The 14,598-nt window shown below is 46.5% G+C and carries 15 protein-coding genes and 1 tRNA gene; 7 read left to right on the top strand and 9 right to left on the bottom strand.

Translation table 11 applies throughout. From position 1 onward, the window contains the following. Positions 1-50: 50 nt before the first annotated feature. The 5 genes from urtB to ureE form a co-directional block, all read right to left on the bottom strand. Complete coding sequence (gene urtB, locus NG796_RS23190; protein ID WP_261209539.1) at positions 51-1,208, bottom strand: urea ABC transporter permease subunit UrtB; 1,158 nt, start codon at positions 1,206-1,208, stop codon at positions 51-53. A 266-nt stretch (positions 1,209-1,474) separates the two neighbouring features. Continuing rightward, the gene (gene urtA, locus NG796_RS23195) at positions 1,475-2,776 is read right to left on the bottom strand and encodes an urea ABC transporter substrate-binding protein (RefSeq protein WP_261209540.1); all 1,302 of its coding nucleotides are present in this window, start codon (positions 2,774-2,776) and stop codon (positions 1,475-1,477) included. Between the two features lie 338 nt (positions 2,777-3,114). Further along, entirely contained in the window at positions 3,115-3,711 is a 597-nt protein-coding gene (gene ureG / locus NG796_RS23200; protein ID WP_261209541.1) for an urease accessory protein UreG, read from the bottom strand. A gap of 45 nt (positions 3,712-3,756) precedes the next feature. Continuing rightward, positions 3,757-4,440: an urease accessory protein UreF gene (locus tag NG796_RS23205; RefSeq protein ID WP_261209542.1), complete on the bottom strand. Its 684-nt coding sequence runs from the start codon at positions 4,438-4,440 to the stop codon at positions 3,757-3,759. Positions 4,441-4,530: 90 nt separating this feature from the next. Beyond that, positions 4,531-4,974, bottom strand: a complete 444-nt coding sequence (ureE, locus tag NG796_RS23210) for an urease accessory protein UreE (RefSeq protein WP_261209543.1) — start codon at positions 4,972-4,974, stop codon at positions 4,531-4,533. 315 nt (positions 4,975-5,289) lie between these two features. On the opposite strand from ureE, the gene NG796_RS23215 reads away from it, so the two are divergent. The 4 genes from NG796_RS23215 (at position 5,290) to NG796_RS23230 (ending at position 8,636) form a co-directional block, all read left to right on the top strand. Further along, positions 5,290-5,361 (top strand) — tRNA-Thr (locus tag NG796_RS23215). 220 nt (positions 5,362-5,581) lie between these two features. Then, positions 5,582-6,661: a sensor histidine kinase gene (locus NG796_RS23220; protein ID WP_261209544.1), complete on the top strand. Its 1,080-nt coding sequence runs from the start codon at positions 5,582-5,584 to the stop codon at positions 6,659-6,661. A gap of 406 nt (positions 6,662-7,067) precedes the next feature. Beyond that, on the top strand, positions 7,068-7,940 hold the full coding sequence (locus NG796_RS23225) for a GGDEF domain-containing protein (protein WP_261209545.1): 873 nt from the start codon (positions 7,068-7,070) through the stop codon (positions 7,938-7,940). An 87-nt stretch (positions 7,941-8,027) separates the two neighbouring features. Next, entirely contained in the window at positions 8,028-8,636 is a 609-nt protein-coding gene (locus NG796_RS23230; RefSeq protein WP_261209546.1) for a glutathione S-transferase family protein, read from the top strand. A 246-nt stretch (positions 8,637-8,882) separates the two neighbouring features. Here NG796_RS23230 and NG796_RS23235 read toward each other — a convergent pair whose 3' ends face one another. Beyond that, on the bottom strand, positions 8,883-10,154 hold the full coding sequence (locus NG796_RS23235) for an HhoA/HhoB/HtrA family serine endopeptidase (protein WP_261209547.1): 1,272 nt from the start codon (positions 10,152-10,154) through the stop codon (positions 8,883-8,885). A gap of 448 nt (positions 10,155-10,602) precedes the next feature. Between NG796_RS23235 and NG796_RS23240 the strand changes: the two genes are divergently transcribed. Further along, positions 10,603-11,517: a glycerol acyltransferase gene (locus NG796_RS23240; RefSeq protein WP_261209548.1), complete on the top strand. Its 915-nt coding sequence runs from the start codon at positions 10,603-10,605 to the stop codon at positions 11,515-11,517. 13 nt (positions 11,518-11,530) lie between these two features. Here the strand turns inward: NG796_RS23240 and NG796_RS23245 are convergent, their stop codons facing one another. Beyond that, the gene (locus tag NG796_RS23245; protein WP_261209549.1) at positions 11,531-11,893 is read right to left on the bottom strand and encodes a zinc ribbon domain-containing protein; all 363 of its coding nucleotides are present in this window, start codon (positions 11,891-11,893) and stop codon (positions 11,531-11,533) included. Between the two features lie 291 nt (positions 11,894-12,184). On the opposite strand from NG796_RS23245, the gene NG796_RS23250 reads away from it, so the two are divergent. After that, the gene (locus NG796_RS23250; RefSeq protein WP_015149625.1) at positions 12,185-12,508 is read left to right on the top strand and encodes a phasin family protein; all 324 of its coding nucleotides are present in this window, start codon (positions 12,185-12,187) and stop codon (positions 12,506-12,508) included. 153 nt (positions 12,509-12,661) lie between these two features. Beyond that, positions 12,662-13,228, top strand: coding sequence for an FKBP-type peptidyl-prolyl cis-trans isomerase (locus tag NG796_RS23255; RefSeq protein ID WP_261209550.1), 567 nt, complete (start codon positions 12,662-12,664; stop codon positions 13,226-13,228). 53 nt (positions 13,229-13,281) lie between these two features. On the opposite strand, the gene NG796_RS23260 is transcribed toward NG796_RS23255, so the two are convergent. Together NG796_RS23260 and NG796_RS23265 are read right to left on the bottom strand one after the other, a co-directional pair. Next, entirely contained in the window at positions 13,282-14,385 is a 1,104-nt protein-coding gene (locus NG796_RS23260; RefSeq protein WP_261209551.1) for a DNA cytosine methyltransferase, read from the bottom strand. A gap of 86 nt (positions 14,386-14,471) precedes the next feature. Then, the coding region (locus NG796_RS23265; RefSeq protein ID WP_261209556.1) for a transposase at positions 14,472-14,598 on the bottom strand (127 nt) is incomplete at its 5' end.

Here is a 14,598-nt window from a genome sequence, read left to right on the forward strand (position 1 = left end):
TTATCGTTGTTCATGCAGATTTTATTACCTCGTTTAACTGACCTCTCAATCTAGGCATCAACGGTGCGTCCCTTCTGCGGGAACAGTCCGGCTGGACGGAGTTGTAAAAACAGAATAATTAGTATAAACACCATGACTCGTGCCATACTGGTTGTAGCAAAGAAGGTCAAGAAATTAAATAAAGCACTGTCGGGGGAAACCATAGAAATGAAAATTCCTGAACCAATAATGTAGTTCACCAATCCAATAGCAAGTGCGGCTACAACGGTTCCAATAATTTTGCCAACTCCCCCAACAACGACTACCATAAACGCATCAACGATATAGTTTTGGCCCGTATTTGGTCCTACTGAACCGAGCAAACTAATGGCACAACCGGCAATTCCAGCTAATCCGGACCCGATCGCAAAAGTCAACGCATCCACTTTTTGAGTGGGAATTCCCAGACAAGCACTCATGCTGCGATTTTGGGTCACTGCACGAATTCGTAATCCCCAGGGCGATCGCAACAAAAATAGGTAAATTCCGACCACACAAACCACCGTTAAGGCAATAATAAATAACCGGACATAAGGGAGTTGAAATGTGCCAATAGGAATCCCCCCGCGCAACCAACCCGGTGCCGTCACATCGACCCCTTGTGCGCCAAACCAAGGTTGAGTGAGGGCTAATCCCGCCGATTTACCTAAAATCGAACCCAATGCTATGGTAATTCCCGCAGAAAGGGGCAGTAAAATGGCGATCGCCCCGTTACGAATCCGCTCAAAATCTGGACGCCGTTTTACCCCCCACAATCCGCCAAAAAATAGCAGACAAAACACCCCAATTTGAATACAAATCAGCCCGCTAATACTGCGGACCAATTGTTGCAAAATTAAGCTAACCCCCCAGGTTGCCAGCAGGGTTTCTAAAGGGCGGCCATACAGATACCGAATTACCCCCCGTTCTAGGAGTAAACCGGCTGCCGCTGCCACCAAAAAGGCCAGAGGAAGGGCGGCAATAATATAAAACCCAAACCAGGGTTCTCCCAATCCTCTAAACACATTTTGCACAACAAAGGTTGTATAGGCCCCCAGCATCATCAATTCACCATGAGCGAGATTAATCACCCCCATAATGCCAAAGACAATAGCTAATCCTAATGCTGCAATTAATAAAACCGATCCAATGCTAAGGCCATTAAATAGACTCTGTAAAAATAGTGCCATTATAGTTTACTTAAATAATCTCCATAAAGCGGCTAACTGACTCTACATTGTAATTGTTTAGATTGGAATTCAATCCCGGGAAAAGAAAGATTTAGAAACCGGGTTTCTGGACAGAGGTTTTCCTTTTTTTAATAAATAGGAAATAAAAACCCGGTTTCTTGTCTTTTGTAGCTAAAACTTTATCCGTGATCGAGGTCAAGCCAAATTTTCTTTGGCTTTTCTCTTCTCAACTCTAAACGTTACGATCGCCCATTTTGAGGCATCTTTTAGATCGGGTACTTGCCACCTTTAGAGGGGTCTGACCAGTCGCAGGAATAGCCCTTAGTATCTGCCACATATTGATTCCAAGGAATTGGGTCAACCGGGGCCGGAGTTTCGGAGACAATTTTAAACATTCCATCCTCCCCAATTTCACCAATTCGGACCGTTTTTGAGAGATGATGGTTGTTTTGGAGGGTGACTAGACCTCCGGGGGCTTGGAAAGTTTGTCCCACAGCGGCTTTACGGACTGCCTCAATATCATCTGCTGTTCCGGCTTTTTCCACCGCTTGTTTCCACAAATAAACCATAATGTAAGCGGCTTCCATTGGGTCATTTGTCACCCGATTTTGACCGTATTTTGACTTAAATGCCTGGACAAACTTTTGGTTTTCGGGGGTATTGACGGATTGGAAATAATTCCAAGCGGCATAATGACCTTTGAGATATTCGGTCCCGATCGCCCGGACTTCTTCTTCTGCAATACTCACGGACATGGTGGGATATTTGTCCGCCGTTAATCCCGCCCCTTGCATTTGTTTGAAAAAGGCAACATTGCTATCCCCGTTGAGGGTATTAAAAATCACACCGCCATCAGGCAAAGCCGCTTGAATCTTGGTAATAATCGCGGTAACTTCTGTGCCACCCAGGGGGATATAATCTTCTCCAACAGTTTGTCCCCCTTTGGCTTCCAGTTGAGCCTTAATAATCGTATTGGCGGTCCGAGGAAAGACATAATCCGAACCCACGAGAAAGAATTGCTGGCTTTTATTTTCTAACAGCCAATCTACCGCTGGTTCAATCTGTTGATTAGGCGCTGCCCCGGTATAAAAAACGTTCTTAGAACATTCTTGCCCTTCATACTGTACGGGGTACCATAACATATGACCACTCGACTCAAATACCGGCAAAACTGCCTTACGAGAGGCGGATGTCCAGCAGCCAAAAACCGTCGCCACTTTATCGCGATCAATCAGTTTTCTAGCTTTTTCTGCAAAGGTCGGCCAATCTGATGCCCCATCTTCGACGATCGCCTCAATTTTCTTGCCGAGAACCCCTCCAGCATTGTTAATTTCTTCGATCGCCAACTGTTCTGCATTAACGACACTTTGTTCGCTAATCGCCATCGTACCACTTAAAGAATGGAGGATTCCTACCTTAATCGTATCTACGCCACCACCTGCCTCCGGAGTTGCTGCATCCGTCGTTTCTGGTACATCCGCCTCGGTACAAGCTTTCAGCAAAATGCTGCTTCCTAGGGCAGCGGTCCCATAAAGCAAAAATTTACGCCGTCCAAGTCGATGGGTCATCCTATTTTTCCACTCCTACTCGTATAAACTCGCTCCTATCAGAGCCTTGATATTAAAGCGATGTTCTCAGGAACAAATTGTATTTATCGATACCGAAAATTTACAACGATTCAAGGCTTCGACCTCTAATATTTAGTCTAAGCCAATTTGTGACAATGTTGCGATTTCTAACAATTGTGAGGTCGAGGGCTAACGGTAGCTTTATGCAGCTTAACATACCCTCTAAGCACCGGGTTAAGAGATGCATCAGTTCAGGGGTTTGATCGCCTCAAGTGCGATCGCCCACCCTGAACCCCCTCTGAAATATCGCTACAGTACCGGGACAAAACTACCAATTTTTAAACCCGATTAGCCACAATAAAATCAATCACCGCTTGCAGTCCTTCTTGAGTCTTCAAATTGGTAAACGTAAAGGGCCGACTGCCGCGCATTTTTTGGCTATCCCGTTCCATCACCCCTAAATCGGCCCCGACTAAAGGGGCCAAGTCAATTTTATTAATCACTAACAAATCAGATTTAGTAATTCCTGGCCCTCCTTTGCGAGGAATTTTATCCCCGGCAGCAACATCAATGACATAAATCGTGAGATCGACTAATTCTGGGCTAAAAGTTGCCGCTAAATTATCACCCCCACTTTCTACAAATATCAAATCTAAAGTAGAAAATCGCCGTTCCAGTTGGGCGATCGCCGCTAGATTCAACGAGGCATCTTCCCGAATCGCCGTATGAGGACAACCGCCGGTTTCTACCCCCATAATTCGCTCCTTTTCCAGGGCCTGCGATCGCACTAAAAATTGCGCATCTTCCTGGGTGTAAATATCATTGGTTACGACGGCCAAATTATAGCGATCGCGCATTGCCTTACACAACGCATCCACTAACGCTGTTTTTCCTGAACCCACGGGACCCGCAATACCAACACGAAATGAACTCATAATCAGGTTAAAGTTTAAAGTTATAGGTTATTTAGCAACAGGGCTTCAACTTCTAAATAATCGGGAATATTGAGTTTCATGCTGCATACTGGCTAAACTTAGCCCCCAAGTGCAACTACTGAGATCATCATCTTCTACCCTTAAAATTGTTTGAACTGCCGTTACAAGCTTCGGTTGTAAATTAAATAATAGCTGTTGTCCCGCCGTTTGCCCCAGAGGAATCAGTTTCACCCCAGCCCCAATAAAATTACAAGCCCAACTCTGTAAATATCCCAATAAAGCCACATCCGGGGGAATTTGCCAATAGGAAGCAGCAATCCCAAAGGCGATTGCAAAATTACACTCCCCCTCACTCAACGAGGTCACTTCAACTCGGTCCTCTAGCGGCCAAAGAGCTATTAATAATCGTAGTAAAGCATTTCCCATCTGCCAACTTTGTTGCCGCAATTCTTCCGTTTCTCGGGTTGCCGATGACCAGTGATTCCACTCTTTTACCTTCCCCCAATTCCCTGCCTGAGCTTCAGTTAAGCCTCTCACCATCACCGCTGCATCTAAAGAAATCGCCCCTTCTTGCAATTCCCACTCAATCCAATTTTGGAGGGTTTCTGCATTGTCAATAATGCCCTGTTCAACTAACATTTCTAACCCTTCAGAGTAGCTATAAGCCCCAACAGGTAATGCAGGACTCGCTAATTGTAACAAGGACAATAATGAAAAATTACTTATCATAAATCAAAGTATGATATTAGTTGAATTGTGAATTTTTAGGATATTCATTCGCGGCTTATTCCACCAATAGTTTATTAATTAAAACAGTCATCAATGACCATGAGGGGCGTGATACGCTCCTATTTCTGGATGAAAGGGTGCGGTTTCTTCTTGAACCGTTAATCCTAATTGTTCTACGAGAGTTTTTAAAACCGGGTCAACAGTCAACCGTAAATAATCCGGTTTAATTTCTAAAGGAACGTGACGATTTCCTAAATGATAGGCAGCGCGTAATAAATCCAGGGGAGTATTAGCAGTAACCATCAGGGTGGGTTCCGGTTTGGCGGTGACAAGAACCATAATGTTTCCCGAGTCATCGGTAAGGCGATCGCCCTGACTTAAGACAGTCCCTCGGGGTAACTTGAGATGAACCTCTTCTCCTTCCTCAGTTTCAAATCGATGGCGACTGCGCGTGCGATCGTCTGCGGTGAGGGAAAGGGTCAAAGCGATCGCCGCCTCGGGATCCGGTGGCAAACAGTGGGTTAAGGTCAACATTAGCAATAGATCAGCAGCAAACTGTCAACTTGTGGGATTGGGTTAGACCAAATCCTACCATTGGGGCGATCGCCTTTGAATCCAACCCTGATTTTTGTAAGGGATTTCCCTGGGGTTAAGGGACCAAAAACCCAGTTTCTTGCGGAATTTTTGGGACTTGTCACAGATAGGGTCAAGAAGCCGAGTTTTTCAACAGGGGTCTTACCTTGACTGTAAGAGGCGTTTTAGTGACGGTTCAAAAATTCCTGAAAAATATCTGCTAAACCCTCTAGCCAACTCAAAAAAAGCCTGCTACAATCATTTAATGTCAGTCATGCCGATGTAGCTCAGTGGTAGAGCACTTGATTCGTAATCAGGCGGTCGCGGGTTCAAATCCCGCCATCGGCTTTCATTAAAAATCGCTAAAATAGCATCCAAAGGCGATCGCCCGTCACCCAGGGCGAGTCTCTCAGCAGTCACCCTGCCCAGACTGACGCCTTGGACCTGAAACCCTGTAGGGCCATCCAAGCACATCGTATCCACAGATATAGCGGCAATGCAGACGTCCTATCTACTCTGAAACCCGGCATAATTGGGGTCAGAAACCGGGTAAAAATTACTCAAAACTATGGCTAAGATAGGATTGCGATCGCGTTTATTTTTATCCCATCTCCTCGTTTTAATGGTTGGGGTGACCGTCCTTGTAATTACCGGCAAACTCTCCTCCCCCCGCCTATTTATCGTTCACCTGCAACAACTTGAAGGGAAAGGATTTAACCTCCATTACGTCCGCACTTCTTTAGTCGATGTCTTTGAAACCACCTGGAATCGTGGCACATTTTGGTCTGTAATTGTGGGAACAACCGGGGCCGGTTTGCTCAGTTACTTTGTTGCCAAACGAATTACCAAACCCATGACTCTCATGGAACGAGTCACCCAAAAATTTGCCGCAGGAGAACTCCATCAGCGAATGCCTGCCAGTGAAATTCCTGAACTCAACCGCCTCAGTGCCAGTTTTAACCGCATGGCAGCCAGTATCGAAAATGTTGAACACCGCCGCCGGGAACTGATTAGCGATTTGACTCATGAATTGCGAACCCCCTTAACCATTATTCGCGGCAATTTGGAACAACTCGAAGATGGCACTCTGCCACCAGACCCCGATATTTATCACCGTCTTGCCAAAGAAACTCGGCGTTTGGAACGGTTAGTCAATGACTTGCAGGAACTCTCCAAAGCGGAAGCCGGTTATTTACCCATTGATTTGCAGCGGATGAATGTGCGTCCTTTATTGGAAACCTTAATCGAACGGTTTTCCGATTGGATAGTGGAAGAAAACCTCGTATTGCAATTAGACTGTCCTCCTCAACTCCCGTGGGTCATGGCGGACCCCGATCGCTTAGAACAAGTGCTGGTCAATCTTCTGGGAAATGCCTTGCGTCATACGGCGACAGGTTCGATTTGTCTGCGAACCTGGACCAGTGCTGGTTATCTGTGGATTGCCGTAATTGATACGGGGTCCGGTATCCCCCCGACTGAACTGCCTCATGTGTTCGATCGCTTCTGGCGCGGGTCCAGTGGCAGCAATGGCACCGGCATCGGATTAGCCATTTCTCGGCGGTTAGTGGAACTCCAAGGGGGTCAGATTCAGGTAGAAAGTGAAGTGGGAAAAGGCAGCCGGTTTCAATTCTCCCTTCCTTTAGCTTGAGTCAGTGGGGTGAATTTTTTCAAAAATCCGTTTAATTACTTCGGATAAAACCCTCTAACCGGGATTGAAGATAACCGGCTTCAGGGGGTTGTATAATCACTCAAGTCAAAGCCTTATCAAGGGAGTTTTTAAACGGAACTTAAGCCGTTGAAAAGGGGATAATCGTAGAACTGTGGGTCAACGCTTTGGGAAAATTTTTGAAAAATCTGATACAGCGGTTCAAACGATACCAACTGGTGACGGCTACCCGAACTATGATGTTCCTAAAGGACAAAGGACGGAATCAGGAATCAGGCGTAATGAAATAAAATGCATACCCTATTTTCTAAAAAATTGCATCTGTCTAAAGGATGACACTGGATTTATAGTCAAGATATAATAGAAACGTTTAGCGGAGTACCCTGTCATGACAATTGAGCCATCGACAAACCTGACTTGTGTAAAGACTAAATTTTATCAAGCCGATGAAGATGAGCCAGAGCCGAACCCCTCTGTGCTGTGGGAGGTGGAAAGACTGCGCCTGAAACTTGATAAATTTAAGCAAGAAAAAGCCAAACTACTCTGTACCCAAAAGACCTTAACGCTCCAAACACAGACCTTGAGCGCTTTAGTCTCGGAGTTGACGCAAAAATTAGAAGCCGAACGATGCGATCGCCAGCAGAGTGAATCTATATACCAGTTTCTGGTGATGAACTTGCTCCGAGAAAAGGCTGATTTAGAAATCATGCTCGATACGATCGTCGAACATTCTGACCTCATGGAAGAGTTATTGCATGAGCAGTGTATTCGCGATCCGTTAACGGGTTTATTTAACCGCCGGTATTTAGCTAAATCTTTAGAACGGGAACTGTGTCGGGCTCAACTCACTGAGCGATCGCTCGGTCTGATTATGCTAGATGTTGACCATTTTAAAAACTTCAACGATAGCTACGGACATGAGGCAGGGGATGTCGTTTTACGAGAACTGGGATGGTTACTCAAAACGGAAAGTGGTGCCCTTGATATTGCTTGTCGATATGGGGGAGAAGAGTTTATGGTTATTTTACCCGAAGCGACTTTAGAGAAGACTCAGCAACAGGCAGAGCACCTGCGCCAACAGGTTAAAGGCTTAAATTTGACCTATTTAGATCAAGACCTTCCTAGGGTCAGTATTTCCGTGGGTGTGGCTGTGTTTCCCCAACATGGGTTAAGCGGAACCCAACTCATGCAAGCAGCGGATGCGGCGTTATATCAGGGGAAGACCCAAGGACGCGATCGCGTGGTGATTGCCACAGTTTAAAAGCAGTAATCTTAACCAAGAAACCAAATTAAGGAAAGCCGATATTACCCCAATTAAATCTCCTAGTCATTAACCCTTACAAAAAATATGTTCCGACTTTATCAGATGAGTTGTTCAGGCAATTGTTATAAAATTCGTCTGCTCTTAACCCAACTACAAATTCCTTTTGAAATCATTGAAATTGATATTTTAAAAAAAGAAAGTCGCACCCCAGAATTTTTAGTTAAAAACCCTAACGGTCGGATTCCCGTTTTAGAAACGCCCGACGGTAAATTCTTGGCAGAATCTAACGCCATTATGTTTTATCTCAGTCAAGAGAGCGAATTTTTTCCAGCGGATAAATGGGAGCAAGCCAAAGTGATGGAGTGGCTATTTTTCGAGCAATACAGCCACGAACCCTATATCGCTACTTCTCGCTATTGGATTACTCTTTTAGGAAAAGCGGACGAATATCGCGAGGCTCTTAATCAAAAAAAAGAACCCGGTTATGCCGCTTTGCGAGTCATGGAAAAACACTTAGAAAAAAATCGGTTTTTTGTAGGCGATCGCTACACTATTGCTGACATTGGTTTATTCGCTTACACCCACGTGGCTCCAGAAGGAGGCTTCGATTTAACCCCATTTCCCGCAATCCAAGCTTGGATACAACGAATCATGACTCAACCGCGATATCTCAGCATTAAAGATAATGGTTAATTGTTAAGGGATTTCCATAAAAAAAGTTCTGCATTAGAAGTTTTGCAAAATTGGAAAAGCCCCCCTTTTTAAGGGGGGTTGGGGGGATCTCTCCGAGAAGATTTTATTGGTTGGAATACCCTAATAGAACCTTTTTAACCTACCCAATGTAGGCTAAAAAAAAGTTGGCTCTGTTAGGAAGTCTTATAAACTGTTCCCCAACAGAGCCAAATAAAAATGATTGAAATAAGTTAAACTCAGTGCTAATTAATTACTAGCTTGGGAAGGGAAAGCACCCGGTTGTACTGCCAAAGTCATGGGTTGACCATTGCGAATCACTTGCATTTGTAATTCGCCCCCCACACGACTGCGTTCTACCTGCTGTTGTACCGCATTGGCATCCGCCATCGGTACCCCATTAATCGAAACAATTACATCACCGGCGCGGAGTCCACCACGAACCGCAGGAGAATCCGGCATAACTTGAGCAATTAAAATGCCTTTGTCTTCGGTAACCGTTAACCCGGCATTGGGATTATTGTTAATTTCATTTTTGAGTTCTGGAGTCAACTGCACCATTTGAATGCCGAGATAGGGATGTTGAACTTCCCCATTCGCGATCAATTGTTGAGCAATATCTTGAGCCCGATTAATGGGAATAGCAAATCCCAAACCTTGGGCACCTTGAATAATCGCGGTATTCATGCCAATGACTTCACCGCGCTGATTGAGCAAGGGACCGCCGGAGTTACCCGGATTAATTGCCGCGTCAGTTTGAATAAAATTCACCCGCTTATCGGGGACCCCCACTTGAGAACTCGATCGCCCGGTGCCGCTAATAATGCCCACGGTTACCGTATTATCCAAACCGAGGGGATTGCCGATCGCGATCGCCCATTCACCGGGTTGCAATTGCTCTGAATCTCCCACAACCGCTGTCGGCAAATCGGTCGCCTCAATTTTAATCACCGCCACATCCGTGACTGGATCGGCCCCCAGAACTTGCCCGGTAAACGAGCGACCATCTTTGAGGGTGACTTCCACCGTATCCGCACCAGCAACGACGTGGGCATTGGTGAGAATTTGTCCATCCTTACTCATAATAAACCCCGAACCCGTCCCCCGCTCTACGCGCTCTTGAGGTTCAATCGGCAATCGGGACCCAAAAAATTGCCGGAAAAATGGATCATTAAACGCATCGGGAATTTGGGTGGTCACGGTACGCGAGGCATTAATTCGGACCACCGCCGGACCCACATTTTGCACCACCTCAGTAATAAAATTACTGTCTGCGATCGGCAATCTGGCCTGAACCACTGGGGTTGTCGTTTGGACTTGAGCGGGAGAGGCCGCCCTAACCGGGGGTGAAACCAGAGTTTGTCCATTCAGAAATTGGGTTGCGGACCAAGTAGCACTCGCACCGAGGAGAAAGATAGAAAAATAGGTAAGGGGTTTTTGCCAACCGGGGGCCGACCCCTGATGAGCAGAATGCTTCAATGGTTCTGAGGGGGTATTGAACTGATCCTGTGTTGTTTTCATTCGGGATAACTCCTGCTGCAAAACTCCTGCATTACCTTAAAAATCGAACGTTCTTGCTTGCAGTCGGGATAATATAGCTCGGGGAAATCAATCAGGAAGAATCTAGGAAAAAGCTGCCTGCTTTTATGTCCAAGTTAGACCCAGAGGGAACCGAGTCCGACTTCCTGAAGGATCTAGACTCGCTATTTTATAGACCGTTCTAGCATAAAGTCAAGACCGGCATCAGCACGGGTTGAGATCGTTTCAACCGGGTTAAAGGGCTGACTATTTTTAATGTAAAAGGTAGATATGACGAGGATGTGACGAGGATATCGCAGGGTTGTGGATCGGGTTGAGGGGCTGGGAATTAGGCGGTAACTAGGGGACAGAGAGATAATTGAAGTCCCTAGAGTGGCGGGATTTGTCAAGAGCGTGCAGACCAGATTATTCTGGAAAGGGCTATTCTGCTATGGAAGGGCTGGGAGAGGCTTTGTTTGATAACCTGGAATCGTTCTTTAAACCTGAGTTCATCGCACGAAAGGGCGATCGCCATCCCTATGATGGTTGGTCGTTAAACCTGCGTGACCCCCAGGTAATTCAATCTTTGATGCCCCAATGGGGATGGGCGTACCACCACTATTTTCGGGTACAAACCGACGGATGGCATCACGTTTTACCCGAGGGAAAAATGCTGGTGGTGGGTTCTCACAACGGGGGACTCGCGGCACCGGATATGTTTATGTTTATGTATGATTGGTTCCTTCGCCAAGGGTTTGAGCGCCTCAGTTATGGACTGATGCACCCGACGGTTTGGGATATCTTTCCTGAGATGGTGGTTCGTCAATTGGCTGAATGTGGGGCAGTGCGGGCGCATCCCAAAATGGCGATCGCGGCCTTACAAAAGGGAGCAACCGTTCTAGTCTATCCGGGAGGTGCAGAGGATGTGTTTCGACCCCATCACCTTCGAGATAAAATTTATTTTGCAGGCCGCCAGGGGTTTATTAAGTTGGCCCTGCGGGAAAATGCCCCGATTTTACCGATTATTTCTTATGGCGCTCACGACACCCTATTTGTGATGGCGGATATTTACAAACAAATGCGCCAGTTGCATGAAGAGTGGGGGATGCCTTGGTTATTTGGGATTGATCCGGTGGTGTTTCCGATTTATTTGGGTCTGCCTTGGGGGATTGCCTTTGGACCTTTGCCGAATTTTCCTCTACCGGCGCAGATTCATACCCGGGTTTGTGCGCCGATCGCCTTTGAGCGGTATGGACGAGAAGCAGCCAGCGATCGCGAGTATGTCAATCAATGCTATCAGTTGGTTTGTACTCAGATGCAACAGTCTTTGGACCAGTTAATTGCGGAAGTGGGCGATCGCTCATAGGTTGCCGGTGAGTTTATCGGAGTGCCAGGAAGAGACTAATCAGGGCGATCGCGACCACGGCGATCGCCCCCGGATGTCTCCTCACCCATCGATTCAGAGCCGAAAAGGACCCCACCTGAGAATAGGGCGTTTGAATCACCGGGACCAGAGGCTGAGATTTATCGTGATAAAGCGTACAGGTTTTGGCGTAGGGTCGCTGGGGATAGTTGCAGGTATCGTCCTCATGGTACGTGCAACTCTCGCATAAAAACTCGTCTGAGTGGGCCTGATGCAGGGGAATACCCGGGTGACCAAACCCTTTGAGCGGGGTTTGACAGTAAGGACATTTGAGAGCTTGATCCTCAACAGATTGATGGCACTGCGGACAGTCAGACATGATGGCAAACGGGGGTTTGATCCGGTAAGGGGCTAATCCATGAGTGCGGGTTTCCTCACTCTATAGATTAGCCCCTGATTTTATCCTACCCTAAGTATCTGGGCTAAAGGCAGTCTGCCTCAGAATGGAAACCCTACAACCGATGAGGTAGAACAGCCGCAGAATCAAGATACGATATCCCACAATAGAAGAGTGGGCCAAAATAGAGCCAGCGATCGCACGCTTTAGAAGGCCCGCGCTATCGTAGATGATATTTTCACAACCCCAGTCAGAGGAAAACAATAAAACAATATGGATGCAAATAATTTGCTCAAGCAACTGCTATTAATCGGCATCGGTACCACCTCTCTAGTCGCCGAGAAAATCAAAGAGGTTAGCGATCAGTGGGTCCAGGATGGCAAACTCAATCCTGACCAAGCGAAACATTTTGTAGACGATCTCATGCAGCAGATGAAATCCGAACAGGGGAATTTTGAAACCCAGGTCCAGCGCCAGATTCGCAACGTTATGCAAGACCTGGGAGTACCGCGCCAAGCGGAAATGGACGAACTCAGAGGACGCCTCGATCGCCTAGAACGTCAAATTCGGGATTTAGAAAATAAGCAGTGGCGGTAAGTCCGTTGACTCCCCTCATCGGATACTCAATTCAGAAAACCGGGACGACCCGGGGACATTTGGCGTTAGAGTAGGGATCAGGCTACAATCGCTCGGTTGTCAATCCCTAACCAAACGATTGGAGCCATAAGAGGCTACTCAGGAGGACTGATTTTGCGAGAAATTTTAATCAGCTTGGGGGTGATGCTGGCCTGCGTTTTGGTGCTGGTGGTCGCTCAGTTTACCGATCGCTCAAGTCAGGCGATCGCGTCCAACCTTAACCCGACTCAAACAACAACTGAAGTACCAATGCCCAGCAAATCCCTGCTGGCGCAACGGTTGACCGCTCAGACGCAAATCGCCAGCGCTGACACCACACAACAGGAGACAACGACAACTATGGTAACAACACCTTCGGGTCTGAAATATACGGAAATCGCCGAAGGAACCGGCGCAACCCCTCAAAAAGGGCAAACCGTTGTAGTTCATTACACCGGAACCTTAGAAGATGGCACAAAGTTTGACAGTTCCCGCGATCGTAATCAGCCCTTTTCCTTCAAACTCGGCGTCGGTCAAGTCATCAAAGGTTGGGATGAAGGTCTCTCCACCATGAAAGTTGGCGGACGTCGCGAATTAGTGATTCCCGCAGAATTAGGCTACGGTGCACGCGGTGCCGGTGGCGTTATTCCCCCCAATGCCACCTTAATTTTTGATGTAGAACTGCTCAGAATCGCTGGATAATAGTTCCCCGATTTCTAACCTTACATCGTCAGGACACGGCTGCTGCCGTGTCCTTAATTTATATCAATTTGGATGGCAACCTGTACCGATTCCGCCACGCGATAGGCTAAAGGTGGAGGAACCGCATTACCAATTTGTCCTAATGCCATGTAAACGACTCCCTCGATCCTCCAAGATTCTGGAAATCCTTGAATCATTGCACAGTCAGCTATGGACAATCGAAAATGACCATTTTTCGCCACAAATAAATGAGCTTGTTCTCGATTTGCAGCCACGCCATTGGGCCAGATTTGTAGTTTCTCCCAGGTTTTTTGAGCGGAAACACTACTCAATACTGAAGTGGTATGTCGGGGTCCAGTCAGTCCACTTCTAATCGTCGGTGCTAAAGCATCAAAGCCAATATCCGGTAATCCTAATGCTTCTCGAATCCCCATACATCGAGGGAGTTGGGAAGGCTCTCTCGGGGAAAATAAATCCAACTGTATAGCTTGATTTGGACCTCTATCTTTCCCACTTTCCCAGTAGTGAGTCGGTTGAGGCGGCTGATATTTTTTTGCCATTTTATCCGTTTTAAATCCAACAAAAAAAACACGCTTGCGAATTTGTGGAATTCCAAAATCGGGGGCTGACAAAATAAATTTAGATAAATGATAGGTTTCACTGAGGGGTTTTTCTATTTCTTCCTCTACATAAGAATTGAACTTTTTTCCCAGTAGTGCCGTGACATTTTCGGCAACAAATGCTAAGGGTTGAATTTCCAAGACAGCGCGAACGAATTCGGAAAACATATCCCGGCGATCGGCTTTTCCTTTTTGATGACCGGCCACGGAAAAAGGCTGACAAGGAGGACCGCCATGAATCACATCAACTAACCCACAATAACTGCGCCAATTGATTTGGGTGACATCCCCTGCTTCCCCAGCAAACACAGTCCAATGCGGGCGATTTTGAGTTAAGGTTTTACCGGCCTCTGGAAGAATATCATAGCTGGCAACATGAGTAAAACCCGCGCGATCAAACCCTAAATCTAAACCCCCTCCGCCACTGAACAAAGACAGCGATCGCAATCCATGAAACGGCAATTGCGGCATCAAGTCTTCCGGATACAACGTCGGCACATTAATCAAATGAATCGGTTTCGGTCCCTCTCCCCGCAATGCCTTCGCCTTCGCCTCACTCGATGCCTGAGAACGGTTTCGATAAGTAACTAGCCAAAATTAATTACATAGTTTTCCCCAAATTCTTAGAGAATTGTTTCAATGGAGTTTACGAGGGATCCCCAACATGAATAAGCATCTAAATTGAGCCATTCATATTTAATAAACCGCCACAAAATTTCAATTAGATTCAAATGAGGAGAATAAGTAGGT

This window comes from Laspinema sp. D2d (genome assembly GCF_025370755.1).
Taxonomy (GTDB): domain Bacteria; phylum Cyanobacteriota; class Cyanobacteriia; order Cyanobacteriales; family Laspinemataceae; genus Laspinema.

What these genes read in the sequence shown, in the direction of transcription:
- ureG (WP_261209541.1), bottom strand. Translation starts at nt 3,711, where the DNA reads ATGAGTTCATTTCGTGTTGGTATTGCGGGTCCCGTGGGTTCAGGAAAA.
- NG796_RS23250 (WP_015149625.1), top strand. Translation starts at nt 12,185, where the DNA reads ATGGATGCAAATAATTTGCTCAAGCAACTGCTATTAATCGGCATCGGT.
- urtB (WP_261209539.1), bottom strand. Translation starts at nt 1,208, where the DNA reads ATGGCACTATTTTTACAGAGTCTATTTAATGGCCTTAGCATTGGATCG.
- NG796_RS23230 (WP_261209546.1), top strand. Translation starts at nt 8,028, where the DNA reads ATGTTCCGACTTTATCAGATGAGTTGTTCAGGCAATTGTTATAAAATT.
- NG796_RS23240 (WP_261209548.1), top strand. Translation starts at nt 10,603, where the DNA reads ATGGAAGGGCTGGGAGAGGCTTTGTTTGATAACCTGGAATCGTTCTTT.
- NG796_RS23235 (WP_261209547.1), bottom strand. Translation starts at nt 10,154, where the DNA reads ATGAAAACAACACAGGATCAGTTCAATACCCCCTCAGAACCATTGAAG.
- NG796_RS23245 (WP_261209549.1), bottom strand. Translation starts at nt 11,893, where the DNA reads ATGTCTGACTGTCCGCAGTGCCATCAATCTGTTGAGGATCAAGCTCTC.
- NG796_RS23225 (WP_261209545.1), top strand. Translation starts at nt 7,068, where the DNA reads ATGACAATTGAGCCATCGACAAACCTGACTTGTGTAAAGACTAAATTT.
- NG796_RS23220 (WP_261209544.1), top strand. Translation starts at nt 5,582, where the DNA reads ATGGCTAAGATAGGATTGCGATCGCGTTTATTTTTATCCCATCTCCTC.
- NG796_RS23205 (WP_261209542.1), bottom strand. Translation starts at nt 4,440, where the DNA reads ATGATAAGTAATTTTTCATTATTGTCCTTGTTACAATTAGCGAGTCCT.
- urtA (WP_261209540.1), bottom strand. Translation starts at nt 2,776, where the DNA reads ATGACCCATCGACTTGGACGGCGTAAATTTTTGCTTTATGGGACCGCT.
- ureE (WP_261209543.1), bottom strand. Translation starts at nt 4,974, where the DNA reads ATGTTGACCTTAACCCACTGTTTGCCACCGGATCCCGAGGCGGCGATC.